Origin of the sequence: Pseudomonas sp. nanlin1, from assembly GCF_045571515.1 — a bacterium.
In the GTDB taxonomy this organism is placed as follows: Bacteria; Pseudomonadota; Gammaproteobacteria; order Pseudomonadales; family Pseudomonadaceae; genus Aquipseudomonas.
Genome location: NZ_CP124218.1, coordinates 2,660,593 through 2,684,711, shown reverse-complemented (window position 1 = coordinate 2,684,711; position 24,119 = coordinate 2,660,593). Strand labels below are relative to the sequence as shown.

Here is a 24,119-nt window from a genome sequence, read left to right as displayed (position 1 = left end):
GTTAATACACACTATTGGATGCCCATGGTCAGGGCGCGCTGAGTTCAACAGTGCCCCCTCGCCATTTGTGCACCATGAGCTTTTCTAACCTTGAACAAATCCACTCACTGAAAATCGCCAGTGCCGACACCATCACGGCACCGCCAATAATTTGCGGCGTATCATTTCGGCCAAGTCCATCAATAAGAAACCTGCCCAGCCCACCGAATCCGGCATAGGCAGCGATGGTCGCCGTGGCGATAAGTTGTACCAGGGCTGACCGGACCCCTGAAAAGATCAGCGGAAAAGCCAGCGGCAACTCGAGCTGAAAAAACATCTGCCCTCGGCGCATGCCCATCGATCTGGCAGCTTGCTTTAGAGATGAATCCACCTGACCGATGCCAACATAGGTGTTGGTTAATATCGGCGGGATGCTCATGGCGACCAACGCGATAATGACCGTGCTGGTTTCATAGCCAATGAGCATGATCGCAAGTATCACAATACCGAGAGACGGTAATGCTCGTCCAAGATTGAATATCCCGATCGCGAGCTGTGCACCTTTACGGAAGTTGGCGAGAAGTACGCCAAGGGGCAACGCTATCAAACAAGCAATAAACAGACTCAAAGATACATAATAGATATGCTCTGCCAGCCGAGTCAGTATACCGTTTTCACCCAACCAATTATCAGAAAGGGAAAACCAAAGGTAGACACCCGCGATCATGTTCATCAGCGCACCCAAGACACCAGCCATTTATTGATTGAATAAAATAGAAAGTCAAAACATAACGCCAATACCACCGTCAGAACCAGGCTGACCACCACCGGCGTAGTGAAACTTTGCGCCAGCCCGGTGATGAACAGCTGGCCTAATCCCCCTTGGCCAATCAAGGCGGTAACCGTCACCAGCCCCACCAACGTGACCGAGGTGGTGCGTAAGCCTGCCAATAACGCAGGCAACGCCAGTGGAAGTTCAACCCCAAGGAATCTCTGCATGCGGGTATACCCGAGCGCACGGGCTTCCTCCAATACATCCGCAGGGTTACTCGCAAGCCCGGCCAAGGTGTTCTGTAACACGATAAGCAAGGCATACAGACTCAAACCAATGACCGCCGTGGTTTTGGATAACCCGGTAAACGGCATGATCAAAATAAACAGTGCCAGAGACGGAATGGTAAAGAGTATGCCGCAGGCATAAATCATCGGCTGCGCCAACCCTGGCTGCCACATCGTTAACAGCACCATCGTGCCCGCTAACAGCACGCCGATGCACAGGCCCAAGGTCACCAGTTGAATATGATCAACTAACAACAGGCTAATCTGTTGCCAGTTTTCAACGATCCACGGCCAGTCAATCATTGCGCACCTGCCAAGCGATGCTGATTGAGCGCGTTATGAAGGCTGGAGATCGAGAGGCAACCTTCGTAGCCGCCCGCCTCGTCCACCCGTACAACTACCCCAATCGGCGCCGCCAGAATCTTAATCAGTGCGTGGTGCAATGAGTCGTTACTCGACACCGTGGTCAGTTGCGGAACAGGCACGTCTGCTTCACCGACCCACTTCAACGGGTTGGACTTTTCATCCAGCAGCAGTTTGAACTCACAACTGACCTCATCCGCCGGGAGATCGGCGACCTTCATCAGCGACAGCCTTTTCAATAGCGGATCCTTGCCGATGAAGTTTTGCACGAACTCGCTGGCAGGATGGGCAAGGATGGTGTGAGGTGTATCGAACTGAGCTAGCCTTCCATTGCCTTCGAAGATGGCAATCCGGTCGCCAACCTTGATGGCCTCCTCCATATCGTGAGTTACCAAAATAATGGTCTTATGCAAACGTCTTTGCAGCGCAACCAGTTCATCTTGCAGTCGTTCACGTATGACTGGATCAAGCGCGGCGAAGGGTTCATCCATCAATACAACCGGTGGGTCCGAGGCCAACGCCCTCGCCAGAGCGACACGGCTTTGCTGCCCGCCCGACAGTTGATTAGGGTAGCGCTGAAGAAATTCCGGCTGAAGTCCCACCAGGGAGATGAGCTCGCTCACACGCTGGCGGATTTTATCTTTGCTCCAGCCCAAGAGCCGGGGTACTGCGCCTATATTTTCTGCAACTGTCTGGTGGGGAAACAAGGCAGCGCTTTGCATCATGAAACCAATGCCACGGCGCAACGTGACGACGTCGAGCTCATCGGTTGCCACGCCGTTGACACAGATGCGGCCACTGTCTTGAATGTCCAGCCTGTTGATCATCCGCAAGATGGTTGTTTTGCCACACCCGCTAGGCCCGACAAATACACAGATCTCACCCTCGCGCACGTGAAGCGTCAAATCGCTCACGGCCATTGCCGGGTTGCCTTTATGAGTTTTCTTGATGGCTTCAAAACGTATCATTTTCCGACGCCCACATTAGCTTGCTTATCGTTAGTGCTCAGCTGGATGGCGAGGACAATCCACGGGATTGACCAGATGTTTCTGCAATAACTGGAAGTAGCCATCAATGACATAGCCATCGTTTCGCGCGATCCATTGTTCACGCCTGGCTCTGTACACCTTGGGTAAGTGGAACCAGGGCAATCCGGGAAGATCATGATGAACCAGGTGAAGATTGAGGTTGAGAAACAGCCAACTCAATAACCCCGACGATTCATTGATAACCGTGCGATGTTGCGCAAGCGTTGCTGGCCGATGCTCGTAAAAAGACCTGAGCATGGCAATCGAAAGCGCTGGCAGGGAAACCATGAATAGGTACTGTATGGCGCTGATGGCGCTGTATTGCTCAACCAAAGCCAACACTATGCCAACACTGAGTATATGAGCGGCCCACATCCGCCAAGCGTTACGCTTGGTGTGAAACAGCCCTGCGAGCTCACCACCCACGAGGGTTATCACTGCCAGCGGTGCGCCCATAAGCAAACGACCACCCATGGTCTTGTTTGCCCATAACAACGCTTTCATATACCGAGGCGAGCGCAACCAAAAAGTACCGGAGACATAACGACTTTCCGGATCTTGGCCTGGCACCGTTAGCACCTCGTCGTTGTGATGCGCCAAATGTGTGTCCCTATAAATGTCGTAGGGGTACCACACGGCAAACGGCAGAAATCCCAAGGCTTTGTTAATCGCGGGCCACCGGGTCGGATGACCGTGGATAAGCTCATGCTGAATCGACATCCAAAGCACGAGCAGAGGAACCAACAGGGCGATGGTGAATCCTTCGCCAAGTACTTCCCCATAAAAGATAATCGCCGTCCACGCCAGATAGAACCCGGCTAACAAAAGCCAGGTAGGCCATTCAGTTTTACTGGTTATAGTCGTGCTCAGCTCAACGATTTCAGCTCGATGAGTTTCATCCAAATAGTTTGCCATGTTTGTTAGTCGCGATAGATCTTGCTCGGAACAAGCGCCCAATCACTTCCTCTTCAAACTGCAACCCGAACCGGGCGTTAGCTAAAGTGGAGTTGGCTGGACTATCGGTACGCAAAATGCCTGATGACGACGATTCACATGGCGTGGAGCAGAAATGCCAAGCCTTCGCCGATTGCGCTGCAGGCTTCGCTGTTGGCCTGACAAGAGAGAGGTTTGCCGGTCACGAATGGAACGGCGATAAAAGAAAAATGAGTTATAGAGGTATTGCCGGCATGGCAAATCGCTGCGTGGGCTGCGTCATGGGACAGAGCCACAAGGCTGACTTTTGAGATTCGGGCGCCGGACATAGTCGTACCATAATAATAGGGTTGAACATATCCGGCGGTCCGGTGACAGCAAAGTAGCACGATGAACCATATGATCAAGGAATATATTTCTTTATGCTTATTCAATAAAGGAATAAACAATAGAAGGTATCCCTTAATCCATGGGCTACCTAGGCAGTCGTTGAATCACCAGCAAGCTGCGAAAACCGACCGGTCACGACTCAATCTTGCAAAAATCAAGACTCGCCCGCTGATTCGCTAAGATTGAAGCCTGAGCGGCATCACACTCCACCACTTAGGCATCAAGGCTCAAACCAATTCGGCCAAAGATGCCGGATTGAAGCCTTTCAAGTTGGTGTAATCGCCTTTTTCAACTTTCGCGACCCAATCCTGGTCACTCAACAGAACCCGCCCTACAGCGATCAAATCAAACTCCTCACGCTCCATGCGCTCAACGAGGCGCTCCAGACTTGCAGGCGCTGACCCCTGACCAGCGAACGCATGAGTCACATCATTATCCAGCCCGACCGAACCAACGCTAATGGTTGCAGCTCCGGTTACCTTCTTGGCCCAGCCCGCACAGTTGAGCCCGTTCGCACCGTCAATTTCAGGGAACTCAGGGTCCCAAAAGCGTCGCTGCGAGCAATGCAGAATGTCGACGCCAGCCTCAACCAAGGGCAGCAACCAGTTCTCCATCAACGCAGGCGTCTCGGCCAGGCGCACGCTAAAATCCTGCTGCTTCCACTGACTGACGCGCATGATAATCGGGAATTCGGGCCCGACGGCATGACGAACCGCAGACACGATTTCAGCGGCAAAACGAGATCGCTCTTCAATCGTCAGCCCACCGTAGCGGTCAGTGCGCTGGTTGGTACCCGCCCAGAAAAACTGATCGATTAAGTACCCATGCGCCCCATGGATCTCCACCGTGTCGAAACCCAGACGTTTGGCGTCGGCTGCAGCCTTGGCGAACGCGGCCACTGCGTCCGCAATGTCTTCCTCGCTCATGGCCACACCGCGTGGGGTGTTTGGCGAATCGAGGCCGGATGGGCTTTCGACCGGCGCATCAGGCTCCCAGCCGCTCGCATCACGCACGGCACCGGTGTGCCAGAGTTGCGGCCCCATACGGCCCCCCGCAGCGTGCACGGCATCGATCACCTGCTGCCATCCCGCCAATGCTGCTTCACCGTGGAAAAAAGGAATGCCGGGGCCGTTACGTGAAGCCGGACGGTCGATAACGGTCCCTTCCGACAGAATTAACCCGGCCCCGCCCTCAGCACGCCGCCGGTAGTAGGCGGCGTTGCCTTCACCAGGGATACCCTCTGGCGAAAACTGCCGGGTCATCGGTGCCATGACAATCCGATTTTTCAGCTCAAGCGAGCGCAGGGAAAAAGGACGAAATAAGATGCTGGTATCAGGGTTTGCCATTGGATGGACTCCATTTGCTTCGGAAGCCCATTAAGTATATTTTGTAGACCTAAAGTCAATTAGGCACCTGGCGTCGCCTAGGTATACGTGAGGAAACTTCCATGCTGGAATTAAACCCGCAATGTTTTTCATCGGAGTGCCCTAGCCGGGCGCTATTTGATCAAATCGCAGATAAGTGGTCGATGATGGTGCTGGCCGTGCTTGATGACGAGCCACATCGTTTTAACGCCATCAGGCGCCGCCTTGAAGGCGTCTCACAGAAGGCACTGACACAATGCCTGAGGCGCCTGGAGAGAAATGGTCTGGTCTCGCGCCAGGTAATCTCGTTCTCCCCCGTGGCCGTGCAGTATGAGATCACCGAACTGGGTCGCACACTGCAGCAGCCATTTCGCCAATTGCACAAATGGACATTGGATAAATTGCCCGAAGTTGAAGCGTCCCGCTTGAAGTTTGACGAGTCTGCGCGGGATAGCCTGGCGCAGTGATTGTCGCGCTTAACACGGGAAATCGCCTTGGTATTTCCTACTCCACGACTACCCGCACTCTTGCCAAATTGCTGACCTGGGCGAACTCCGTCGTGGCGTCACCCTCACGCTGGACGGTAGCGCGCAGCACGGGATAGTAGGTGCCAGGTTTTGAGTAAATGAATGTTTTATGTACGGCGAGCGTTTCTGACGGCTGATGAGCAAGTGGAGCGTCTAGAAACCCGTCGTTGCCTGTCTGGCTCCATTGTGTTTTGACAATCTTGCCGGCAGATGCCGGGACGCTAATATCACCCAGCAAAGTGACCGGCTCCCCGACTTTGGCACTGATTCTCTCGCCGCTTCTGGACGTCAGCTTCACAACGGGCTGGATACCCTGCCTGGCAGATGCGTTTGCGGGTAATGAGACCTGGCCGTTATTGAGCGCATACTTAGTGGAGCGAGGCGGCGCTATACCCTCTTCCACCCAGGCACTTACGTCCCTGACCGCTTGTTCGAGAATACCGTTGTAATCGATGAGCCTCACAAACTCGTTGTCAGCCGTGCCCGAGGCGACAACGCTGCCATCCAAGTGGTCTGCATTATCGTTTAACCAGACCCGCACCTTGGCGTCGTACTGATTACCCTCTGCTGCCTTCAATCGCCGGCCATACCAGTCGGCATCCCAAGGGTAGGCATCGACATCAAGTGCGTTGGCTATGATTATCATCTTGCTGTTTATCTTGCCGGTGAAGCTTGCGCCTGCGCTGACACCTGCGCTGATTATCGGGCCTACCTCTTTAGGGCGTTGCGGGTAGCGCGGTGAGCCGTCTGCATTGCGAAACTGGTCCCACACAGTAAATTCACCAGAAGCTGGCACCTGATGCCGATGGTAGGAGGTCAGCGCAATTGCCCAGCGATTATCGACACGAACCCTCGCTCCATTTTCCAGCGCGTTAAGCACATCGGCTGGATTTTGTGCGGACAGCATAATGACTCCGTGGGCGGCATCCAGCGCCCCATATACCGTTCGATTGTCGCCTCGCGCCCCTTCGAGGGTGAAGTCCAACCAAGCGCTGTTTTTGATTTGGGAGAGCCCAGCCACGTGCAAACGTAACGGCTTGCCCGCTAAGTCGCGATCTATCCTTTCAACCGACACGACGCGATCAACTTTTGCCCTTCGCAGTAAGTTACCAAGCGCTGATTGCTCGGTTCCCAGGTAGCCAGGTTTGCTCCAGAAGTCCTCGGCATAACCGGGATCAATGCCCTTGACCGAACTGGCAAACCCCAGTAACCCCTGCGGGTCGTTGAGCCCAAGGAGGTAAGCGTAATTATCCCAACCGCGCAGGGGCACGCCCATTGCCGTGACCTGGGCAAGAACAGAGGCTTGGGTGGGGTCAAGTGCTGCAAAAGGATTGCCGCTACCTCCCGGTCGCATAGCGTCGGCAATGTCGGCGGCCTTATCTTCGAGTACAAGACGTGCGAAAGCCCGTACAAAAAAATTGGTTGGAATCGATGTTGGGACGCCAATGACGAATGGCACGGCCCCCTGCCATACCCCCGACGAGTTCTCAGCCGCAGCGATGGTCAGATAAGACCCACCGCTGCCACCATAGATATAACCGTGAATCTGAGAAGCGGCTACTCCATAGTATTGACCGGCAACCCGCTTGGAGAATTTTGCAGCCGCAGCGTTGGCTCGATAGCCAGAGGGCGACACCGTATCCACGGTATAGGCACCACTTTCGGCAGCAAATTTGATTACCCGGTCTGGAACGCTACCGTCGCCCAAGGGATAAACCTTGTGGAAGAAGCGCCCTTTCCACTGGTCTTTCGGCGGGAAGAAAAAGCTGAACGTTACATCAGTGCCTTCGAAGTGCCCGGAGACGCGGTGCGTCAGAACAGGGCTTTGCACATCTTCTCGTCTATCAATTACCGGGCGGTCGAACTGCGGATCGACGCAGTCTTGAGTGATGAATATGATCCCGCCCGGTGGTGTTTCGCACGCCGGAGGTTGAGGCCCGGCGCAAGCTAATGTCGACAACCCAACCAGTGACATTGCAAAGACTAACCTTCTGCAAGCAACGAACCTTTGATTAAAACCGTGACCACGATGGAAATCCGTGCCCAGGGGCGCAGCCAGCAGATTCAGGTTTTCAGCGTTGTTCATAATAGCTTTGAAATTCCTTGAGGCGCTTGGAGGATGAGAACGCTCCGGCTGAGTCTTATTAACGTCCAGTTTTGATATGTTCAACGATCCCCGCAGAATGCACAAACCTGGACTCGACATCAGCGGCAATCTGAGGCCACAGGGGCGGCCGGATCACACAGCGAGGCGTTTACCGTCGGCAATCGAGCGTGCCTGAGCAATTTAAGTGTTGATCAGGCCTACAGTTTTCTAAACATAGGCCGACCAAATAAATACCTAGGCGCCAGGGATGAGGCCAATTACGTCTATCGAGTCTCGCACTATGTCCATCCCGTTTTTACGCCGTGATCGTTACGCACTCCACCAGTTGATAGCCGCCATCAAAAGCGGCCAAGCACCCGATCTCAAAGGCTGCAAAGAGGCCCCAGTCATCCTTGATGTCTGGGGGACTCTCGAATCATCCAGGCGCGCGTCCCTGTCGCGCATGGAGCAATTGGAAAGCGAACTTGAAACTCACCGTGAGCTACTGCGCGAGTCGGCAGCTAACGCGTCAACCCACTCCGTTAGATTCGACTTGGTCAATCGCGCCTCAAGCGAAGGCCTGTGGGACATGGAGGTAGTAGCGGGTGACCCGGTTAATCCAAAAAACCGGTTTTGGTGGTCGCAGCAATTGCGCAATCTTCTCGGATTCAATGACGAACGTGATTTCCCGAATGTCCTGGCCAGTTGGGCTGATCGCCTTCATCCGCAGGATAAGCAGGCGACGCTCGATGCTTTTGCTCGGCATCTCAACGACAAATCGGGAAATACGCCTTACCAGGTGAAAAACCGGCTAGCGATGAAGGATGGTTCCTATCGTTGGTTTCATGCCCAAGGTGAAACCCTTCGTGACGAGCAAGGAACGCCGATCCGCGTCGCCGGCTCGCTACGGGATATCCATGAACAACTGCAACGCGATGAGGAACATGACGTCATCATCACCCGCTTCGAACTGGCCAGGGAAATGCTCTCCGATGGTTTGTGGGATATGGAGGTCATTGCCGGGGATCCTGTGAATCCCAAAAACCCGTTCTGGTGGTCGCCTCAGTTCCGAAGACTGCTCGGTTTTGAAACGGTTGAAGAATTTCCTGATGTCCTGGATAGCTGGGCATCCAGGACATCAGGATGATAAGGAGCGAAGCCTTAACGCTTTCGGCGCTCACTTGAATGATAGGTCGGGAAAAACGCCATTCGACATTGAGTACCGGTTGAAGATGAAAAGTGGTGAATACCGTTGGTTCAGAGCACGAGGCCAGACTCGGCGCGATCCGCAAGGTGCTCCGCTGCGTGTCGTCGGCGCGCTGGTGGATGTCCACCTGCAGCACGAGCAAAAGGCACTGCGAGAGGCGGAGGTTAACCATCAACGGACCCTGGAGGCCAGCCTTGCTCAGTTGTCGCAAATTGTAGGCACGATACAGAGCATTGCCAGCCAGACGAATCTCCTGGCGCTGAATGCGGCCATTGAAGCGGCACGTGCTGGTGAGGCTGGGCGCGGTTTCGCTGTCGTGGCCGACGAGGTTCGTAAACTCGCGACGCGTACTACTGAAGCAACCGAACAAGCTGCTGGGATGATTACTCGTCGCAGTTAAACGTCATCAGCAAGCAGGATTGAAGGCACCTGCAAAGATCCACCCGCATCAAGAGCACTTGAGCGGGTGGAGAGATTTTGGGGTTATCCCATACTCCTCACAGCCACTCAAGACGAGGCCTTGGTACTGGCGGCAAAGTTATTAGACCCTGAATCCATAAACGCCGAAGAGAACTGATGTCGCCAGCCAATCACGCTTTACCGGGTTATGTATCCAGCCCCCTTTTGCTCTTTGGCCATGCCGACATCGCAACATCAATGAGGCCGCCAAGCGTCTGGCCAGTTGCGCCGACCGAAGGCAGATTAACGACAGCCTGCAGTACCCCATAGTAATACCAAGCCAATACCTCTAAATCGGCTTGCTGATCGATCTCACCGTCCAACTGACCCTCAGTCAATATATCCATAAAGATCTGCCACTGCTGGCAAGCCGCATAATTCGCGGCCTGCTTTCCTGCGGCAGTGAGGTCTTCTTGCTCAGCGTTGCTGCGCGATATCAGGCAACCCTGCGGGCGCTCCAGCCCAGATTCCATTGGCAGAAACTCACGTAACAGTGCTTCCACGCTCGCCCGGGATGTCTGTGCTCGAGTCGATTTCATTCGCGTTGTGACGCGGTCGGTATACAGCTGCAGACACTCGTTAAAGAGCCCATCCTTGTCGCCGAACCGCTGATATAGGCTTGACCGAGACAGACCGGTGGCCTCGGTTAGATCGCTCACCGAGGCGTTGGCGAACCCATGACGCCAGAACACCCCCGTCGCCGCTGTCAGGACTGCCGCTTCGTCATATTGCGGTTTACCGCTCATAAATCCTCCGTTGACAACATGGAACGATCGGATCAACATACATGGACCGATCGTTCCATAATAGAGGAAGTGTGAAATATGCCCATTCAGCCGACTAACCGCTCGCAACCACTCACCATCGCCATTGCCGGCGCGACGGGCCGGGTGGGCAGTCAGTTGATCCGCCAATTCGCCCAAGACCCGGTGACAATACTGGCCCTCACTCGGGGGAAATCAGCCACGGCTTTGCCAGAAGGCGTGGCAGTTCGGGAGTTAGACTTTGCCGAGCCAGCAACCCTTACGAAGGCTCTCGCTGGGGTCGACAAACTGTTCATCGCCCACGGCACTTCCCCTGAACAGGTCGCCAACGAGATTGCGCTGATTGACGCTGCAATAGAAATGGGCGTTCGGCACATCGTAAAGCTTTCGGTAATGGGACCCTCGACTTCGATTAATCCATTTGCCTGGCATTCATTGATAGAAGCACATCTGGGGCAGCAATCTGTAGCCTCTACTGTATTGCGACCCACCACCTTCATGGATGTACTCAAGCGTGCTGGTAACGCTGTCGCCACGGGAACCTGGGCCGGTGCCGCCGGCAATGGGCGGGTAAATCTGATCGACACACGAGATGTAGCGGCCTGTGCGCGCGCAGCGTTACTGGAAGAGGTAGCCGCTGGCTCCAAACATGCGTATCACCTGACAGGGCCTGAGAATTGGAGCATGCCGCAAATAGCGGAGCAATTATCCCGGCTGTTAGGCCACCAGGTTGTATACCAGCATCGTTCTCCTGCCGCTCAGCACGATGCGTTAGTTGCCAACGGACTCTCAGCATTTGTTGCCGAGCTTCTGGTTGGGCTTGATCGCATTTTCAATGACTGCGTACTGATCGAACGGACATTGACCGTTGAAGACCTCACCGGCCACCCGCCGCGCTCGCTGACAGCATGGCTTTGCGAGAACATTGATATGTTCAAGAAATAGAAGCCACCGCACACTGCGTCTGCCCGTTATGCCATGCACCACGCCACCCATTGCGGGGACGTGGTGCGCCTGGATCAGCTCATTGCTGGAGTCGCAGCGACACCAACCCGCTGCGGCGACGCCAATGCGAACAAGTCATCGACGCGGGCAATTTCAGCCGGGCTTGGCTTGAGCGCAAATGCGAAACCGAGGAACACCAACGCATTGAAAATCACCCCGATAATGCCGCTGGTCAATGAACCCAATGCGGGGATGTCATCGGGGTAAATCACCGTCAGTACGATAGCGATCAAAATACCCACCAGCATTCCGGCAATGGCGCCCTGCTTATTGCCACGGCGGCTGAAAATGCCGAAGAACAGTGGCACTGCCAGCTGGATGATGCCCTGATAGGAGATCTGCGCCAGCAACTGCAGGCGTGCGTAATCAAAGGTCAGGTAAGCCAGCAGAGACGCCGCAGCGATGAACACCACCATGCCGGATTTCGCCAATACGGTTTTTTCACGATCCGTACGTGGCTTGTTCCAGGTGGCCAGGTCGTTGGCGAATTGCGTTCCGCAGACTTGCACGCAGCCGTCGACGTGGCCAATGCTCGCGGCCAGGACAATGACGATGGCAAGGGCCAGCAACCACGGCCCCCCGATGTCGAAGAGCGACAGGAACCAACCGTTTTGCGGATGCGCAGCGACCGCTGGGTCCTGGCTGATCGCCGCCGCGAATAGCATAAGAATGCCGTAGAACCCTCCCACGAGCAAAATGGTCAGCAGCGTACCCTTTTTAACTGAACGCACACCGCTGGCGGTGTAGATGCGCTGGAAACTCATTGGCCAGCACATCGACCCGATAACGCCAGTAAAAATCAGACTGAACATGTACATCGGACCATAGGTGCTGCCCGTGCCGCCAGGAATCACCAACATGCTTGCCGGCAGCTGCGACAGGTTCGAGAAGGATGCCGCCTCACCGAACATCAGGTACACGCACAACGCAGCGCACAGTACATAAGCGATCAGGCCTTGGTACATGTCGGTCATGATCAGCCCGCGCATCCCCATGCTCACGGTCCAGTACTGACGAATCAGCACCACCCCCACGCCCACCATCAGGCACGTCGTGACGCCCCAGCGGCCGAAACTGGCGAACTGAAACAAGGTAGCCAGCGCCTGAATCCCCATCACCACCCATGGGAATACCGAAATGATGCCGATGATCGACGCGATGCGTTTGACCGCTGGGCTGTTGAAACGCATGCCCAGCAGGTCCGGCTGCGTAGTCAGGTTGAAGCGCTTGCCCCAGGTCCAGGCTCGGTTGGCCATCAAGTACATCGCCGTCACACCGAGTGTGGCGTAGACCATGCCGTAGAAACCCAGCGCACCGCCCACCGACAATGCAAAAAACGCAGTAAAGGTCGCGCCCGGCCACCACGAGTTGGTGTAACACATGGCGATGTACCAAGGCCCATAGGAACGGCCGCCCACGGCATAATCGGCAAAGCTGTCGCTTTTACGGTTGGTCGCATAAAGCACTGCGATCATGCCCGCGAGAAACACGCCGATCAGGCCGAAGGTAATGAACAGGCTTGAAGCACTCGTGGTACTGATCATTTCGCGTCCCCCTCATCAGGTATTTCGCCGGTCATGCACTCGACGACATACAAGACCCACAGGCCGAGCCCCATCAGTACAGCGATGGATATCCAATAGAAGATCGGCAAAGGGATGCCAAGCACGATGAGCGTACTGCTGCTTACGCTGAGGTAAAACGGCGGAAACAACGCCATCATCAACAACAGTAGAAAGTAAGCGCCGAAGACCAGCGTCTTCAGCCGCCCCGGCGGCGCAAATGAATGGTTGCTTTGCATAACGTTGTGCTCCTTGAATTTTGCATCTGGTTGCTGGGCAATCTGATAAAACTCAAGCAGTGAAAAAAGAATGCGGAACACGCCGCTATTTTGTTGTTATGCGAATAAGGGGCGATGCCATCAACACCAGGCGTCGATACCGAATTCGAGTGCAGCACTGGCTGCAGGCTCAAGCCTGTCTTAGCCAGTTTTCCCATTGCGAATCATTGATCACGCTGCGTGCGCGCATGTGCTTCCACACACCGTACTTGTAGAAGTCGAAGTCCAGTTGCGAGACCGCGTGCTGGACCATGGCCCAAGTCGACCATTTAAGATCGGCGAGCGCCTTATTGAGTTTGATCCGCGCCAGGGTCTGAGCCGTGACTTGGCCGAAGTAATCCTCGACCAGCGCCAACTCCATATCGTCGGTAAAAAACATCTCGCCGAACCACAGTGCCAGTTCGTAATGCCGGTCGTTGTTAGAGGCGTATTCGAAATCCACCAGGCGGATCTGCCGCGCATCGTTAAGCATGAAGTTGCCGGCCAGCGTATCGTTCATGCACGGTGCCAGGTCGATACCCGAGGCTTCCAATGCTTGCCGGGCCCGCTGGTATTGCAGGCACAGCCAGGCATTGTCGGGAGGCGTGTAGCCGTTGAGTTCAGCGACCTGCCCCTGATGTTCGCTGATCATGTCAAACGCGGTTTTGGTCTGGATCAGCGCCGGCTGATCGTTAAAGGCCTTGAGCGCGTGCAATGCGTTGTGCCGTACATCACGCTGTAAAAAGTCGTGATTGGACGAGGCGCGCCAGCCCTCCATGAATTCAAAGACCTCTACCCCTAAGGCTTCGAGAAACGCGAATACCGGGGCGCCGTAACCCGTTTGCGCAGCCTTGACGCTAGCGTCGTGGGCGGTGCGCCGGTCGATGAACATTTCGGTTCCGACCCCGGGTATCTTGAAGAAATACGCCGTGTCGGCACCCTGCACCTCTACCCGCCAGTTGGTGTTGGAAATTCCACCGCTGACTGGCTGGTACTGGATGTGCCGACCGCTCCAACTGTCGACGCTGCCAATAGCAGCTTCAAGCTGGAGCTCGGCCGACGTCGCCGCCTGACCCAATGCTTTCATGCTTCACCCCCATGCACCTGACGTAGCCAGCTTTCAAAGCGGGCGTCGTGAATCCCTTGTCGGCAGCGCAACAAGGTCCATTGCCCCACCTTGGAAAACTCAAGCCCGCGCACTGAAGTCGCGCCGCTCCACAGCCCCCACAAAGTCCAGTACCAGTCGTTGATCAGCGCATACAACCGGCAGCGGGCGTAATCCACCTCCCGGCATTCACCGGCCCATGCCCGGATGCCGTCGCGCCACTGGCTTTCGAACGCAAACAGTTCGTTCAAGGTGATCGCTACGTCGTACCAGGGGTCGAAACAACCGCCGTAGTCGAAGTCGATCAGCCGCAGTTCAGCGCCAGGCCCGATCATCACGTCGCTGGCCAGTCCATCGCCATGCAATGGCACGTTTTCATGGGCAAGCTGTTGCAGGGCATGCCAAGCCAGGTCGATGCAGGTGTCGATCCAGGCACAATCGGGCGGCAGGGTCACGCCATCGCGCAGGCACAAGTCGCGTAGCTTCTGCACATCAGCCATCGGCGAACGGGCAAAGCCCGGCACAGGGCCTGCGTGGACTTGTTTTTTCAGTGCCCACAGCGCCTGCAATCGCGGCGCGGCGGTTAATTCATCGAGCCGTGCCCAGCGCCAGTCGGGTGCGGGCAACGCCTCGAACAGCAACACGCCGTGTTCTACGTCAGCCAGGATCAATGCCGGTGCCGCGCCACTGTCGGCGGCGCATTGGCTGGCCTGGGCGCTGCGCTGGACATCGATCAGTGGCGCCATGTCGGCATGCAACACCTTGGCGTAATAGCGGCCTTCGGCGCTGCTGACGAAAAAGCCCGCCCATTCGCTCGCCACTCGGATCGGCGAGGCGACGCCGGCCGTGCCCGCATGGAGTTGAACCTCAGCGGCAAAGCCCGCCGCTTTGAGTGCATCCAACAGGCGCAATTCACAGGATTGAGTCGGCATGATCAGCCCTCAGCAGAATGACGCGGGTGCGGAACAGGCCCGATACAGCAGTGATGTCAGCATGCTTAGACCGTTGCGCATGTCCTCGTCGTTGGTGTACTCGGCCTCGTTGTGGGACACGCCATTACTGCTGGGAATGAACAGCAGGCATGCCGGGTATTTGCTGTTCAGGCTGATGGCGTCATGCCCGGACACGGTGATGCTGTTGGCAGTCGGCAAACCCAGCTGGTGACCGACGCTGTAAGCCAGCTCGGCGAAACCGTGGTGCAATTTCGCCGGTTCACGCAGGACGCTACTCTGCACTTCGAAGCCTGTAGCGGTCTTCAGCGCGATAGCTTCAAGCGTTGTATTGAGCCGTGCGCCCGCGGCGGCAAGTAGCTCGACATCGCGTGAACGGTATTCCACCAGCAACGAAACGCGCGATGGCACGACATTCGGCGAGTTGGGATAGATTTCCAGTCGTCCGACCGAGCTGTGCATGTCCAGCCCGTGCAGGTCGGCCTCCGCACGCACGGCGATCACCGCATGCGCCGCTGCCAGCAGCGCATCCCGACGGGCAGCCATGGGCGTCGGGCCGGTGTGATTCTGCTCACCGTCGAAGCGGACGCGGCTCTTCAGGGCCGCCCAGGTTTCGCGCACCACCCCGATGGCCAAGCCGTCGCTTTCCAGCTGTGCGCCTTGCTCGACGTGGATCTCGATGTAGCCGGCCACCGCCAGCTCGACCATGCTCTCGCCCAAATAACCGATGCTGCGCAGCGCCTGCTCAAGAGAAATGCCATCGCCATCACGGCAGGCCCAGGCATCCTCCAGGCTCATCGCCCCGGTAAACACGCTGCTACCGATCAGGCTGGGTTGAAAGCGCGCGCCCTCCTCGTTCGTCCAGTTCACCACCGCCAGGTTGCAGGCCGGGGTTTCGCCGCGCGCGGTCATCTGCCGCGCCAGGCTCGACACCGCGACCGCACCCGCCAATACCCCGTAGATGCCGTCAAAACGCCCCGCGCTGGGCTGGCTGTCCAGGTGGGAGCCACACAACAGATACGGCGCCGCCGGATCGAAGGTCATCAAGCCGAAGATATTGCCCACCGCATCGATGCGCACTTCAAATCCGTGGCGGGTCAACCAGGCGCAAAACATGTCCCGCACTTGACCGTCCTCAGCCGAGGCCGAAAGGCGATGCAGGCCACCGCCAGGCGTCGCGCCGATGGCTGAACTCAAGCGAAACAGCGCCTCAAACTCGGCGAAGTCGGCTGCGCTAGGCGATAACAGTTCAGGGGAAGAGGATTTCGACATTATCTTGCTCCAGACGGGCCGAAAAATCGTCGGACAACGGGCGATTGGTGACCAAGGTAGTAATCGCGCCAAACGGCAGCGTGTTGATAAACGTCCGATGGCCGAATTTGGCATCATCGGCCAGCACGACACTGCGCAAACAGTGAGCGGCCAAGGTACGGCGCAGTAGCGCCTCTGGCTCTTCGTAGTCCATGAAGCCGAGTTTCAGGTCCACGGCGCCAATGCCCATAAAGGCGATGTCGTAATGAAACTGGCGGGCAAACTCCAGGGTGTGGGCGCCGATCAGGGCGTTGTCATTGCGCCGCACATCCCCAGGCGCCATCAGCACGTTGTTGTCGCTTTGCTGGGTAATCAATTGGGCTATGTCGAGAGAATTAGTGATGATCTTCAGGTTGCTGAAAGCGGTAAGTTGCTGGGCAAGTGCCAGGGTCGAGGTGCCGGTGTCGAGAAAGATCGCCATACCCTCGCTGACCAGTTGCGCAGCCCGCGCAGCGATCTTAGCCTTGGCCTGAGGCTTGATCCGGGTGCGCACCTGCAGCGGCTGTTCTTCGTTGGGGCGCGGCAGGATCGCCCCGCCGTGAATACGGCGTAATTTCCCGACCTCCTCCAGGTATTTGAAATCCCGGCGGATGGTTTCCTCCGAGACGAACAGCGACTGGGCCAGGTCCGACGCCTTGACGCGCTGGTGCTGCGCCAGCAGACGCATGATTTCGTCCAAGCGCGGTTGATTGAGCAAGGGGGAAACAGTGCGTTGCAAAGTGAGGCCTCCAATGTGCCGAGCCTGGGTTTGAATCTTGGGTGGATGGACTTACCGCGTCAGCAGCGGTGGCAGATGCTGATCCCACGGCGCCAGCGCCTCAAAAGCTGCGCAGAACTGCAGCACCTCGGCGTCCGCGAAACGCGGGCCCACCACCTGCAGGCCAATAGGCAAACCGCTCGGGCTGAAGCCGCAGGGCATGCTCGCCGCCGGGTTGCCGGTGATGTTGAACGGGTAAGTAAAGGGGGTCCAACGTGCCCACGGCACCGCGCCGCTCTGGCCGATAAAACTTTCTGGGGCCACGCCGTCGGCAGCAAACGGCAGGATCGGCAGCGTCGGCATCAGCAGCAGATCGAACTGTTCGAACAGCGCATGTACCTGATTGGCGAACGCAGCACGTTGCTGCACGGCGCTCAGATAAGCGGCCAGGTCATATTCCGCAGAGCGCTTGATCAAGTCAGCGAACCCCGGATCCAGCAGGTCCATCTGGTTGACCAGCGCCTTGCCGTAGGCAATGCCACGCCCGCCCACCCACAGGGTTTCAAAGGTACAGAGCGGGTCCTGCCAGTCCAGCTTAAGCGTGGTGACCTTGATGGGCAGTGCTTGCGCCATGCCCTGCACCGCCGCCTCCACCGCTGATGCAATGAGCGGATCGACCGGCGTATCGAACAGCGTCGGGCAGTAGCCGATCCGCAGCGCACGCAACGGTTGGTCGCAGCGCGCCAGGTAAGATTCAGTGGGTGCCGGCAGTGCCTGATGATCCAGCGGATCTGGGCCGGACAGGATGTCGAAAAGCAACGCGCTGTCACGCACCGTGCGGGTGATGGGCCCAGCGTGGCTGAGCATTTCGGTCGCCGACCACGGCCATGTGGGAATTCGGCCCAGAGAGCCTTTCAGCGCAAAGGCACCACAGAACGCTCCAGGAATACGCACCGATCCGCCGCCGTCCGAACCCAAGCTGGCAGGCACCATTCGCGCAGCCACGGCAATGGCGGAACCGGAACTGGAACCGCCACTGGTGAGCTGCGGGTTCCACGGGTTGCGACCGTTACCGAAAACCCGCGAAGTGCTGGCGCCGGTCCAGCCAAATTCGGTCGTAGCGGTTTTGCCCAGGATGATTGCCCCCGCGTCCTTGAGCCGACGGATGATCGGCGCGTCCTGCACCGGCACATTGTCCAGACCGGTCAGGGAGCCCTTGCTGGTGCGCAAGCCTGCGGTGGAAAACAGATCTTTGATGCCAAATGGAATGCCATGCAGCGGGCCTCGATAGTTGCCGGCCTGAGCCTCTTCAGTCAGGGCGCGCGCCTGTTCCAACGCAGCCTCGGTGTAAACATCGCCAAACGCGTTAAGTGTGGGATTGTGGGTTTTGATAGCTGAGAGACTGGCTTCAACTAGGTGCAGGGGCGTGAGGCGGCCATCACGAATGCCAGCGGCGGCGTCGATGACAGTGGGCATGCTAAGTTGGCTTGGTTCAGCGTTCATTGGGTGCCCCACTTTTGCCGAGGTGATGCCTGAGTGAATGGGCATTAAAGTCAGCACAAAATTAACAGTCAAGTGGGTTTTGTTGAATATGTTGGCTTTGTGGGCTTTATTGATTTTTTGGCGCTACAACGGTGCAAAAAAACCGTGGATTCGATGCTTAATCGTGATTACGCCCAATATGGGGGCAGACGGATAAAGATCGAGGGCAAGCCCTCTCCTACCGGTCGGTGGAACATTCCGCCACCCGTAGGAGGGGGCTCGCCCCCGAGCTCTAAGCTAATGCATAAAAGATATTTAGAGCGTACTTCTTAGAACCATATGATTGCTGGTTAGCGCCTAACCAGTTCGAGTACTCTTGATGAAAGCCATGAAACCCCTATCGTTGTCAGCTCTATTGGGATCCGCAGTGCTGTTGAGCGCGGCGTGCTCTTTCTCCGCCATGGCAGGATTACTGGAAAAAGGCCGCACTAGCGGTCTGACCGCAGGCATCGCCAACGAACAGCCCTACGCCTACATTGGTACGGATGGTAAAGCCACCGGGGCCAACGTTGAGGTATTGAAAGCCGTCCTGGCGCCACTGGGCATCAGCAAGATCGAAACCCCGATTACCGACTTCGGCTCACTGGTTCCGGGGCTCGCCGCTGGGCGCTTCGATTTGATCGGTGCCGGGCTGTTCATCAACCCCGCTCGTTGCAAAGTGATCGGTTACTCCAATCCGGTTACCCGCTCCGGCGGTGCTTTCATTGTCAAAGCCGGCAACCCGCTCAAGCTGCACAGCCTCAAGGACGTTGCCGCCAATGGCAAAGCCCGTCTGGCTACCCAGCCTGGCAGCAACCAGGTTCAGGAAGCCAAAGATAGCGGGATCGCCAACAGCAACGTCGTGTTATTCGACAAGGACACCGAAGCTTTGGCCGCGCTGCAAGCCGAACGCGTCGACGTGGTGTATTTCCCGGATGCAGAAATTATCAGTCTGCTGAAAAAGGCCAACAGTTCGGACATTGAACGTGCGCTGCCTTTCGAGCAAATCCCTGATGCTCAGGGCAAGCCAACCTGGAATTTCCATGCCTATGGACTGCCAAAAAACGACCCTGAATTCACTCAGGCATTCAACGAGCAACTCGCCAAACTGCGCGCGTCAGGCGAGTTGTTCAAGATCTTGCAGAAATACGGCTACACCGAGAACGAACTGCCGGAAACCACAGTGACCGCAGAGCAACGCTGCAGCCTTTGAATCATCGACCAAGGCGAGTGGCTGATCCCCCTCGCACCGTTGCATGCCAGCACTCTTTGAACATCACACGCTGATCGTTTTCGCCGCCGCTGGTGGCGGCATTGAAATCTGAGCGGCAAACGGCCTCAACCCATACGAGTACAGGCCATGTTTTTCGATCCTTCTGTTGTCGATACCGCAGGTTTTATAGCGCGTCAGCTGGCTTCTGGCGCGCTATTGACCGTTAAAATCACCCTGCTCGCCCAAGCCATTGTCGTGGTGATGTCTTTCATCATCGCCTTGATGCGCCTGTCGCCCTGGCGCGCGCTACGCTGGATCGCCACAGTCTATGTTGAGATCCTGCGTGGTATCTCGGCGTTGGTTCTGCTGTTCTATCTGTATTTCATACTGCCGTTGTTCGGCATCAGCCTGTCGCCGATGACCACTGGCGTACTTGGCCTCGGCCTGACCTTTTCAGCTTACGGGTCTGAAATCGTGCGTTCGGCACTGACCAACGTCAGTCAAGGACAGCGCGATGCAGTGCGGGCGCTGGACTTTGACTCGATTACGGCCTTTCGCCGGATCATCCTGCCCCAGGCACTGCCTTTCATGTTGCCGCCGATGGGCAACCAATGGGTGGAGCTGCTCAAGACCACTTCACTGGTGTCACTGATCAGTTTGAGCGACCTGACCTTCTCCGGTGCGCAGTTGATCACGACCCTGGGCCAGCAAACCCTCATCTGGTGCATTGTGCTGGTGTGTTATTTCCTCATGGCCTGGCCTTTGAGTTGGCTGGTGCGGCGTTATGAGCGTCACGTCACGGCCTGGCGCGAGGAGACATCGGCATGAGCTTTGATTATGCCTTCGCCTGGTCAATCCTCCCCGAGCTGTTCCTGGGGTTGCTCGTCACTATGCAGGTGGTCGTGCTGGGTTTTTTGTTGGCTGTTTTGGTGGGGCTGGTGTTGGCAATTGCCCAGCGCTCGAAACGCATATGGCTGTTTCGGCTGAGCAGCAGTTATTTGAGTTTCTTCCGCCACACCCCTCTGATGGTCCAGCTTTATGTGCTGTTTTTTGCTTTGCCCCTGGCGGGCATCACCCTACCGGCCATTTCTACCGGCGTGATAGGGCTGGGCCTGTATTACGGAGCCTATGTTGCTGAAGCCTATCGCGGCGCCATTGAGGGTATTCCTGCGGGGCAATGGGAGGCGGCACGAGCCCTGGACTTCGACAGGGCCACCACCTGGCAGCGCATTATTCTTCCTCAGGTGCTCAGACCCATGCTGCCCATCCTGGGTAATTACCTGATCGGTATGTTCAAGGAAACCCCGCTACTGGCAGTGATCACCATTCCCGAGTTATTCCAGGCCGCCAAACAAATCGCCGGCATGACCTATCGCTATAACGAACCTTATACAGTGATGGCGCTGATGTTCCTGGCGATCAGTGTGCCCACTTCCCTACTCTTCAAACTTCTCGAAAGGCGCAGTCATGTCTGATCTCGCAAACAGCCTTGCAGGCGCCCCGCCGCAGATAATTCTGAAACAGGTGGTTAAAGACTTCGGCAGTACGCGGGTCATCGACCACCTTGACCTGAGCATCCCCCAAGGCCAGAAAGTCGCCTTGATCGGGCCGAGCGGTTCGGGAAAATCTACCATCCTGCGCTTGATCAAGGGCCTGGAAACCTACCAGCACGGCAGCATTGAGGTCGCCGGTTCGCCAGTGCCAGACAAACAATCAAGCTGGCGCTGGCCGGGGTCAAAAAAGCCACCGGTGGTGCACCGGGTCGGTATGGTGTTTCAGCAGTTCAACTTGTTTGGGCACCTTACCGTGCAGGAAAACGTCACGGAGGCGCCATTGCGGGTATTAAAACTCAGCCGCGAAGAAGCTGAGGATCGTGCCGCACAATACTTGGGTCTGGTGGGCTTGGGCCATAAAGCGGCTGCCTATCCAGGCCAACTCTCCGGCGGCCAGCAACAACGTGTTGCTATTGCACGGGCGCTGGCCATGCGTCCGCAGGTGATGCTATTCGACGAGGTAACCTCGGCGCTGGACCCGGAGCTGGTCGGCGAAGTACTGGCGGTGATTCGCTCCATCGCCCACGAACAACAGATGACCCTGTTGCTGGTGACACACGAAATGAAGTTCGCTGAGGATATCGCCGATCGAGTGCTGTTCATGGAAGCCGGAAAGATCGTCGCTGACGGCAGTGCCAGGCAAATACTGGTCAATCCAGACAACGAAAGAACACGACGTTTTCTGAACTTGGTGGAGCAGCGTTGAAATAAAGTTTAGCGACTTGCTTACACTATCGATCTTCAAATCGCTGAGACGATCTCATGCTCAATAGGTGGTGCGGGTCGAGAATCAGATATGGCGCGCCGGCATTGATCGGCGAGCGCACGTCGCTCTCGCTGGAAGAATTGGTCGGCCGTACCCTGATCCTGCAAGGCTCGCTGTCGGGCATGGGCATAGCCTATGGAGAGTGGTTCAAGGCCAATGGTGTCAGCATCAGCCGATCGATCACGTGCAACAATCTACTCGGGCAGATCGGCCTGGCCGTTTCAGGCCTGGCCACCGCCTACCTGCCCGCTCATTGCCTGAACCACCTGGTGGAGAAAGGCTTGCTGCACAAGCTGAGCGTCACCCCTGCCCTGCCAAAAATCACCTACAAAGCCATTCACCGCAGCGTCGAGGGCGATCAGTTCATGCTCGACATCCTGGCGATCACCCAGGCACGGTGCGACTTCTCGAAATGGGTGATCCGGTAAATTTAATAGCCTGGGCTAAGTTCTGTACGTAAAGTCGCCGTGCGGCAGACAGCCACTTAGCTATAGAACCTAGCAAGCCACGGGCCTCGAACCCGTTTTGCAAATGCTGCGTGCAACTTCAGCACCAGCCCAACCGAGATTTTTTCATGACCACCCTGGATATACAGCTTCTAATGACCGCGCTTGTCAGCGTCGTGGTGCTGGTGGCGCTCATTGTGTCGCGGCTCAAGATGCACCCGCTTTTGGCCCTACTGGTGGTTTCCATCGGCGTGGGCTTTGCCACCCAAATGCCGCCCGACAGTATCCTCGCCCACTTGATTACCGGCGCCGGAAAAACCTTGGGCGCCGTGGGGATCGTCATCGCGCTTGGCGCGATGTTAGGCAAAATCCTGGCGGATGCTGGCGTCACCGAGCAAGTCGCGCAGGTGATCCTCAAGCGCACCTCGGATCGCATGATTCCTTGGGCCATGATGCTGGTTGCATTCGTGATCGGCATACCCATGTTTTTCGAAGTGGGTTTGGTGATCATGCTGCCGCTGATATTCAGCGTGGCGCGAAAACTCGAAGGCCAGGCACGCTTCAAAGGCTCGTCGTATGTGTACGTGGGTGTACCCGTGATCTCGGCGCTGGCCGCCATGCACGGCATGGTACCGCCGCACCCTGGCCCATTGACGGCCATCGCCGCGCTGAAAACCTCAGTCGGGCCCACGATGCTTTACGGTTTTATCGCGGCGATACCCGCAATGATTCTGGGCGGCCCGCTGTACGGCGCGTTCATTTCCAAGCGCATGAGCACTCGGCCCGAGCAAGCTTTACTCGATCAATTCACCCTTGCCGAAAAAACCGACCATCAAGCCCGCCCCGGCGTTTGGCTCGGCGTGTTGGCAGCCTTGCTACCGGCGATCTTGATGTTGATCAATGCCATTGCCGAGATGGTGCTGCCCAAGGGTAATGCGATCCTGCAAATGGCCAGCTTCGTGGGTAACCCTCTGATATCCATGCTACTGGGTGTGCTTTTCGCCGGCGCAAGCCTAGTCCTGGCGCGCGGTGGCAGTGCTGAACAACTGCGCGACTCCCTGGGTAAAAGCCTCAAGCCGATTGCTTCGATCATTATGATCATCGCAGGCGGCGGGGCGTTTCAGGAGTTGCTCACCAGCGCTAAGGTGGGCGATGCGATTGTGCACCTGATCCAGCAGTCCGCCTTTCCTCCGTTAATCCTGGGTTGGCTGATCGCAATGCTGCTGTCAGTCTCCACGGGTTCAGCCACGGTGGGTATTGTCGGAGCCGCGGGCTTGCTGGCGCCGCTTGCAGGTGCCGATCCCAGCCTCAATCTTCCTTTGCTGGCCTTGTCCATCGGCTGCGGTTCGCTGTTCTTCAACTATGCGAACCATGCAGGTTTTTGGATGGTGAAAGAGTCCTTTGGCATGACCATGGGAGAAGCGACGAAGACAATTTCGGTGGTTCAGTCCATCGTTGCGCTGGTTGGGTTGATGATGGTGTTGATCCTGAACGCGCTTATTTCAATGAATTGATTCCGGTCTCGTTCGCAGCCGTGGGGCCTGTACAAGCGAGCCATGCCTAATGGCTCGCAT

24 protein-coding genes and 2 pseudogenes are annotated in these 24,119 nt (G+C 56.7%); 12 read left to right on the top strand and 14 right to left on the bottom strand.

The window, feature by feature from the left end; all coding sequences use genetic code 11:
• Positions 1-28: 28 nt before the first annotated feature.
• From QCL65_RS12510 to QCL65_RS12495, 4 genes are read right to left on the bottom strand one after another with little or no spacing between them, the layout of a single operon-like run.
• Positions 29-712: an ABC transporter permease gene (locus tag QCL65_RS12510; RefSeq protein WP_407309017.1), complete on the bottom strand. Its 684-nt coding sequence runs from the start codon at positions 710-712 to the stop codon at positions 29-31.
• Complete coding sequence (locus QCL65_RS12505; protein WP_407309015.1) at positions 712-1,341, bottom strand: ABC transporter permease; 630 nt, start codon at positions 1,339-1,341, stop codon at positions 712-714. Before QCL65_RS12505 ends, QCL65_RS12510 begins: the two co-directional genes overlap by 1 nt.
• Entirely contained in the window at positions 1,338-2,369 is a 1,032-nt protein-coding gene (locus tag QCL65_RS12500) for an ABC transporter ATP-binding protein (RefSeq protein WP_407309013.1), read from the bottom strand. Before QCL65_RS12500 ends, QCL65_RS12505 begins: the two co-directional genes overlap by 4 nt.
• A gap of 30 nt (positions 2,370-2,399) precedes the next feature.
• Positions 2,400-3,344: a fatty acid desaturase gene (locus QCL65_RS12495; protein ID WP_407309011.1), complete on the bottom strand. Its 945-nt coding sequence runs from the start codon at positions 3,342-3,344 to the stop codon at positions 2,400-2,402.
• A 116-nt stretch (positions 3,345-3,460) separates the two neighbouring features.
• Between QCL65_RS12495 and QCL65_RS12490 the strand changes: the two genes are divergently transcribed.
• Positions 3,461-3,673 (top strand): hypothetical protein, encoded by a 213-nt coding sequence (locus QCL65_RS12490; protein ID WP_407309009.1) that lies wholly within the window; start codon positions 3,461-3,463, stop codon positions 3,671-3,673.
• Positions 3,674-3,979: 306 nt separating this feature from the next.
• Here the strand turns inward: QCL65_RS12490 and QCL65_RS12485 are convergent, their stop codons facing one another.
• Entirely contained in the window at positions 3,980-5,098 is a 1,119-nt protein-coding gene (locus QCL65_RS12485; RefSeq protein ID WP_407309007.1) for an NADH:flavin oxidoreductase, read from the bottom strand.
• Between the two features lie 101 nt (positions 5,099-5,199).
• On the opposite strand from QCL65_RS12485, the gene QCL65_RS12480 reads away from it, so the two are divergent.
• Complete coding sequence (locus QCL65_RS12480; protein WP_407309005.1) at positions 5,200-5,583, top strand: winged helix-turn-helix transcriptional regulator; 384 nt, start codon at positions 5,200-5,202, stop codon at positions 5,581-5,583.
• Positions 5,584-5,620: 37 nt separating this feature from the next.
• Here QCL65_RS12480 and QCL65_RS12475 read toward each other — a convergent pair whose 3' ends face one another.
• Positions 5,621-7,729 (bottom strand): Tat pathway signal sequence domain protein, encoded by a 2,109-nt coding sequence (locus QCL65_RS12475; protein WP_407309003.1) that lies wholly within the window; start codon positions 7,727-7,729, stop codon positions 5,621-5,623.
• 301 nt (positions 7,730-8,030) lie between these two features.
• Here QCL65_RS12475 and QCL65_RS12470 point away from each other — a divergent pair, with 301 nt between their 5' ends.
• From QCL65_RS12470 to QCL65_RS12460, 3 genes and pseudogenes are all read left to right on the top strand, one after another.
• Positions 8,031-8,876 carry a PAS domain-containing protein gene (locus QCL65_RS12470; protein WP_407309001.1) on the top strand — a complete coding sequence of 282 codons (846 nt, stop codon included), beginning with the start codon at positions 8,031-8,033 and terminating at the stop codon, positions 8,874-8,876.
• Positions 8,839-8,988 (top strand): annotated as a pseudogene (locus tag QCL65_RS12465) (PAS domain-containing protein); the annotation flags it as partial. The gene QCL65_RS12470 and the pseudogene QCL65_RS12465, both read left to right, overlap by 38 nt.
• A 126-nt stretch (positions 8,989-9,114) precedes the next feature.
• Positions 9,115-9,297: pseudogene (locus tag QCL65_RS12460) on the top strand (methyl-accepting chemotaxis protein); the annotation flags it as partial.
• Between the two features lie 244 nt (positions 9,298-9,541).
• Here the strand turns inward: QCL65_RS12460 and QCL65_RS12455 are convergent.
• On the bottom strand, positions 9,542-10,141 hold the full coding sequence (locus QCL65_RS12455; RefSeq protein WP_407316595.1) for a TetR/AcrR family transcriptional regulator: 600 nt from the start codon (positions 10,139-10,141) through the stop codon (positions 9,542-9,544).
• A gap of 78 nt (positions 10,142-10,219) precedes the next feature.
• Between QCL65_RS12455 and QCL65_RS12450 the strand changes: the two genes are divergently transcribed.
• Entirely contained in the window at positions 10,220-11,104 is an 885-nt protein-coding gene (locus QCL65_RS12450) for an NmrA family NAD(P)-binding protein (protein WP_407316593.1), read from the top strand.
• Positions 11,105-11,178: 74 nt separating this feature from the next.
• Here the strand turns inward: QCL65_RS12450 and QCL65_RS12445 are convergent, their stop codons facing one another.
• The 7 genes from QCL65_RS12445 to QCL65_RS12415 form a co-directional block, all read right to left on the bottom strand.
• Positions 11,179-12,708 (bottom strand): sodium:solute symporter, encoded by a 1,530-nt coding sequence (locus tag QCL65_RS12445; RefSeq protein WP_407316591.1) that lies wholly within the window; start codon positions 12,706-12,708, stop codon positions 11,179-11,181.
• A complete protein-coding gene (locus QCL65_RS12440; RefSeq protein ID WP_407316826.1) occupies positions 12,705-12,965 on the bottom strand; it encodes a hypothetical protein in 261 nt (86 codons plus the stop codon). The genes QCL65_RS12445 and QCL65_RS12440 overlap by 4 nt, the downstream gene beginning before the upstream one ends.
• Before the next feature lie 169 nt (positions 12,966-13,134).
• Positions 13,135-14,070 carry a phosphotransferase gene (locus QCL65_RS12435; protein WP_407316589.1) on the bottom strand — a complete coding sequence of 312 codons (936 nt, stop codon included), beginning with the start codon at positions 14,068-14,070 and terminating at the stop codon, positions 13,135-13,137.
• On the bottom strand, positions 14,067-15,023 hold the full coding sequence (locus QCL65_RS12430; RefSeq protein WP_407316824.1) for a phosphotransferase: 957 nt from the start codon (positions 15,021-15,023) through the stop codon (positions 14,067-14,069). The genes QCL65_RS12435 and QCL65_RS12430 overlap by 4 nt, the downstream gene beginning before the upstream one ends.
• Positions 15,024-15,029: 6 nt before the next feature.
• Positions 15,030-16,310, bottom strand: coding sequence for a Zn-dependent hydrolase (locus tag QCL65_RS12425; RefSeq protein WP_407316587.1), 1,281 nt, complete (start codon positions 16,308-16,310; stop codon positions 15,030-15,032).
• On the bottom strand, positions 16,288-17,046 hold the full coding sequence (locus QCL65_RS12420) for a DeoR/GlpR family DNA-binding transcription regulator (RefSeq protein WP_407316822.1): 759 nt from the start codon (positions 17,044-17,046) through the stop codon (positions 16,288-16,290). Before QCL65_RS12420 ends, QCL65_RS12425 begins: the two co-directional genes overlap by 23 nt.
• Before the next feature lie 72 nt (positions 17,047-17,118).
• Positions 17,119-18,549, bottom strand: coding sequence for an amidase (locus QCL65_RS12415; RefSeq protein ID WP_407316585.1), 1,431 nt, complete (start codon positions 18,547-18,549; stop codon positions 17,119-17,121).
• Between the two features lie 358 nt (positions 18,550-18,907).
• On the opposite strand from QCL65_RS12415, the gene ehuB reads away from it, so the two are divergent.
• The 6 genes from ehuB (at position 18,908) to QCL65_RS12385 (ending at position 24,059) form a co-directional block, all read left to right on the top strand.
• On the top strand, positions 18,908-19,780 hold the full coding sequence (gene ehuB, locus QCL65_RS12410) for an ectoine/hydroxyectoine ABC transporter substrate-binding protein EhuB (protein WP_407316583.1): 873 nt from the start codon (positions 18,908-18,910) through the stop codon (positions 19,778-19,780).
• A 147-nt stretch (positions 19,781-19,927) separates the two neighbouring features.
• Positions 19,928-20,608, top strand: a complete 681-nt coding sequence (ehuC, locus tag QCL65_RS12405; protein WP_407316581.1) for an ectoine/hydroxyectoine ABC transporter permease subunit EhuC — start codon at positions 19,928-19,930, stop codon at positions 20,606-20,608.
• Positions 20,605-21,255, top strand: coding sequence for an ectoine/hydroxyectoine ABC transporter permease subunit EhuD (ehuD, locus tag QCL65_RS12400; RefSeq protein WP_407316579.1), 651 nt, complete (start codon positions 20,605-20,607; stop codon positions 21,253-21,255). Before ehuC ends, ehuD begins: the two co-directional genes overlap by 4 nt.
• Entirely contained in the window at positions 21,248-22,039 is a 792-nt protein-coding gene (locus QCL65_RS12395; RefSeq protein ID WP_407316577.1) for an amino acid ABC transporter ATP-binding protein, read from the top strand. Before ehuD ends, QCL65_RS12395 begins: the two co-directional genes overlap by 8 nt.
• Before the next feature lie 104 nt (positions 22,040-22,143).
• Positions 22,144-22,527 carry a LysR substrate-binding domain-containing protein gene (locus QCL65_RS12390; protein ID WP_407316575.1) on the top strand — a complete coding sequence of 128 codons (384 nt, stop codon included), beginning with the start codon at positions 22,144-22,146 and terminating at the stop codon, positions 22,525-22,527.
• Positions 22,528-22,673: 146 nt separating this feature from the next.
• Complete coding sequence (locus QCL65_RS12385) at positions 22,674-24,059, top strand: GntP family permease (RefSeq protein WP_407316573.1); 1,386 nt, start codon at positions 22,674-22,676, stop codon at positions 24,057-24,059.
• Positions 24,060-24,119: the final 60 nt, after the last annotated feature.

What these genes read in the sequence shown, in the direction of transcription:
- QCL65_RS12510 (WP_407309017.1), bottom strand. Translation starts at nt 712, where the DNA reads ATGAACATGATCGCGGGTGTCTACCTTTGGTTTTCCCTTTCTGATAAT.
- QCL65_RS12505 (WP_407309015.1), bottom strand. Translation starts at nt 1,341, where the DNA reads ATGATTGACTGGCCGTGGATCGTTGAAAACTGGCAACAGATTAGCCTG.
- QCL65_RS12500 (WP_407309013.1), bottom strand. Translation starts at nt 2,369, where the DNA reads ATGATACGTTTTGAAGCCATCAAGAAAACTCATAAAGGCAACCCGGCA.
- QCL65_RS12495 (WP_407309011.1), bottom strand. Translation starts at nt 3,344, where the DNA reads ATGGCAAACTATTTGGATGAAACTCATCGAGCTGAAATCGTTGAGCTG.
- QCL65_RS12490 (WP_407309009.1), top strand. Translation starts at nt 3,461, where the DNA reads ATGCCTGATGACGACGATTCACATGGCGTGGAGCAGAAATGCCAAGCC.
- QCL65_RS12485 (WP_407309007.1), bottom strand. Translation starts at nt 5,098, where the DNA reads ATGGCAAACCCTGATACCAGCATCTTATTTCGTCCTTTTTCCCTGCGC.
- QCL65_RS12480 (WP_407309005.1), top strand. Translation starts at nt 5,200, where the DNA reads ATGCTGGAATTAAACCCGCAATGTTTTTCATCGGAGTGCCCTAGCCGG.
- QCL65_RS12475 (WP_407309003.1), bottom strand. Translation starts at nt 7,729, where the DNA reads ATGAACAACGCTGAAAACCTGAATCTGCTGGCTGCGCCCCTGGGCACG.
- QCL65_RS12470 (WP_407309001.1), top strand. Translation starts at nt 8,031, where the DNA reads ATGTCCATCCCGTTTTTACGCCGTGATCGTTACGCACTCCACCAGTTG.
- QCL65_RS12455 (WP_407316595.1), bottom strand. Translation starts at nt 10,141, where the DNA reads ATGAGCGGTAAACCGCAATATGACGAAGCGGCAGTCCTGACAGCGGCG.
- QCL65_RS12450 (WP_407316593.1), top strand. Translation starts at nt 10,220, where the DNA reads ATGCCCATTCAGCCGACTAACCGCTCGCAACCACTCACCATCGCCATT.
- QCL65_RS12445 (WP_407316591.1), bottom strand. Translation starts at nt 12,708, where the DNA reads ATGATCAGTACCACGAGTGCTTCAAGCCTGTTCATTACCTTCGGCCTG.
- QCL65_RS12440 (WP_407316826.1), bottom strand. Translation starts at nt 12,965, where the DNA reads ATGCAAAGCAACCATTCATTTGCGCCGCCGGGGCGGCTGAAGACGCTG.
- QCL65_RS12435 (WP_407316589.1), bottom strand. Translation starts at nt 14,070, where the DNA reads ATGAAAGCATTGGGTCAGGCGGCGACGTCGGCCGAGCTCCAGCTTGAA.
- QCL65_RS12425 (WP_407316587.1), bottom strand. Translation starts at nt 16,310, where the DNA reads ATGTCGAAATCCTCTTCCCCTGAACTGTTATCGCCTAGCGCAGCCGAC.
- QCL65_RS12415 (WP_407316585.1), bottom strand. Translation starts at nt 18,549, where the DNA reads ATGAACGCTGAACCAAGCCAACTTAGCATGCCCACTGTCATCGACGCC.
- ehuB (WP_407316583.1), top strand. Translation starts at nt 18,908, where the DNA reads ATGAAAGCCATGAAACCCCTATCGTTGTCAGCTCTATTGGGATCCGCA.
- ehuC (WP_407316581.1), top strand. Translation starts at nt 19,928, where the DNA reads ATGTTTTTCGATCCTTCTGTTGTCGATACCGCAGGTTTTATAGCGCGT.
- ehuD (WP_407316579.1), top strand. Translation starts at nt 20,605, where the DNA reads ATGAGCTTTGATTATGCCTTCGCCTGGTCAATCCTCCCCGAGCTGTTC.
- QCL65_RS12395 (WP_407316577.1), top strand. Translation starts at nt 21,248, where the DNA reads ATGTCTGATCTCGCAAACAGCCTTGCAGGCGCCCCGCCGCAGATAATT.
- QCL65_RS12385 (WP_407316573.1), top strand. Translation starts at nt 22,674, where the DNA reads ATGACCACCCTGGATATACAGCTTCTAATGACCGCGCTTGTCAGCGTC.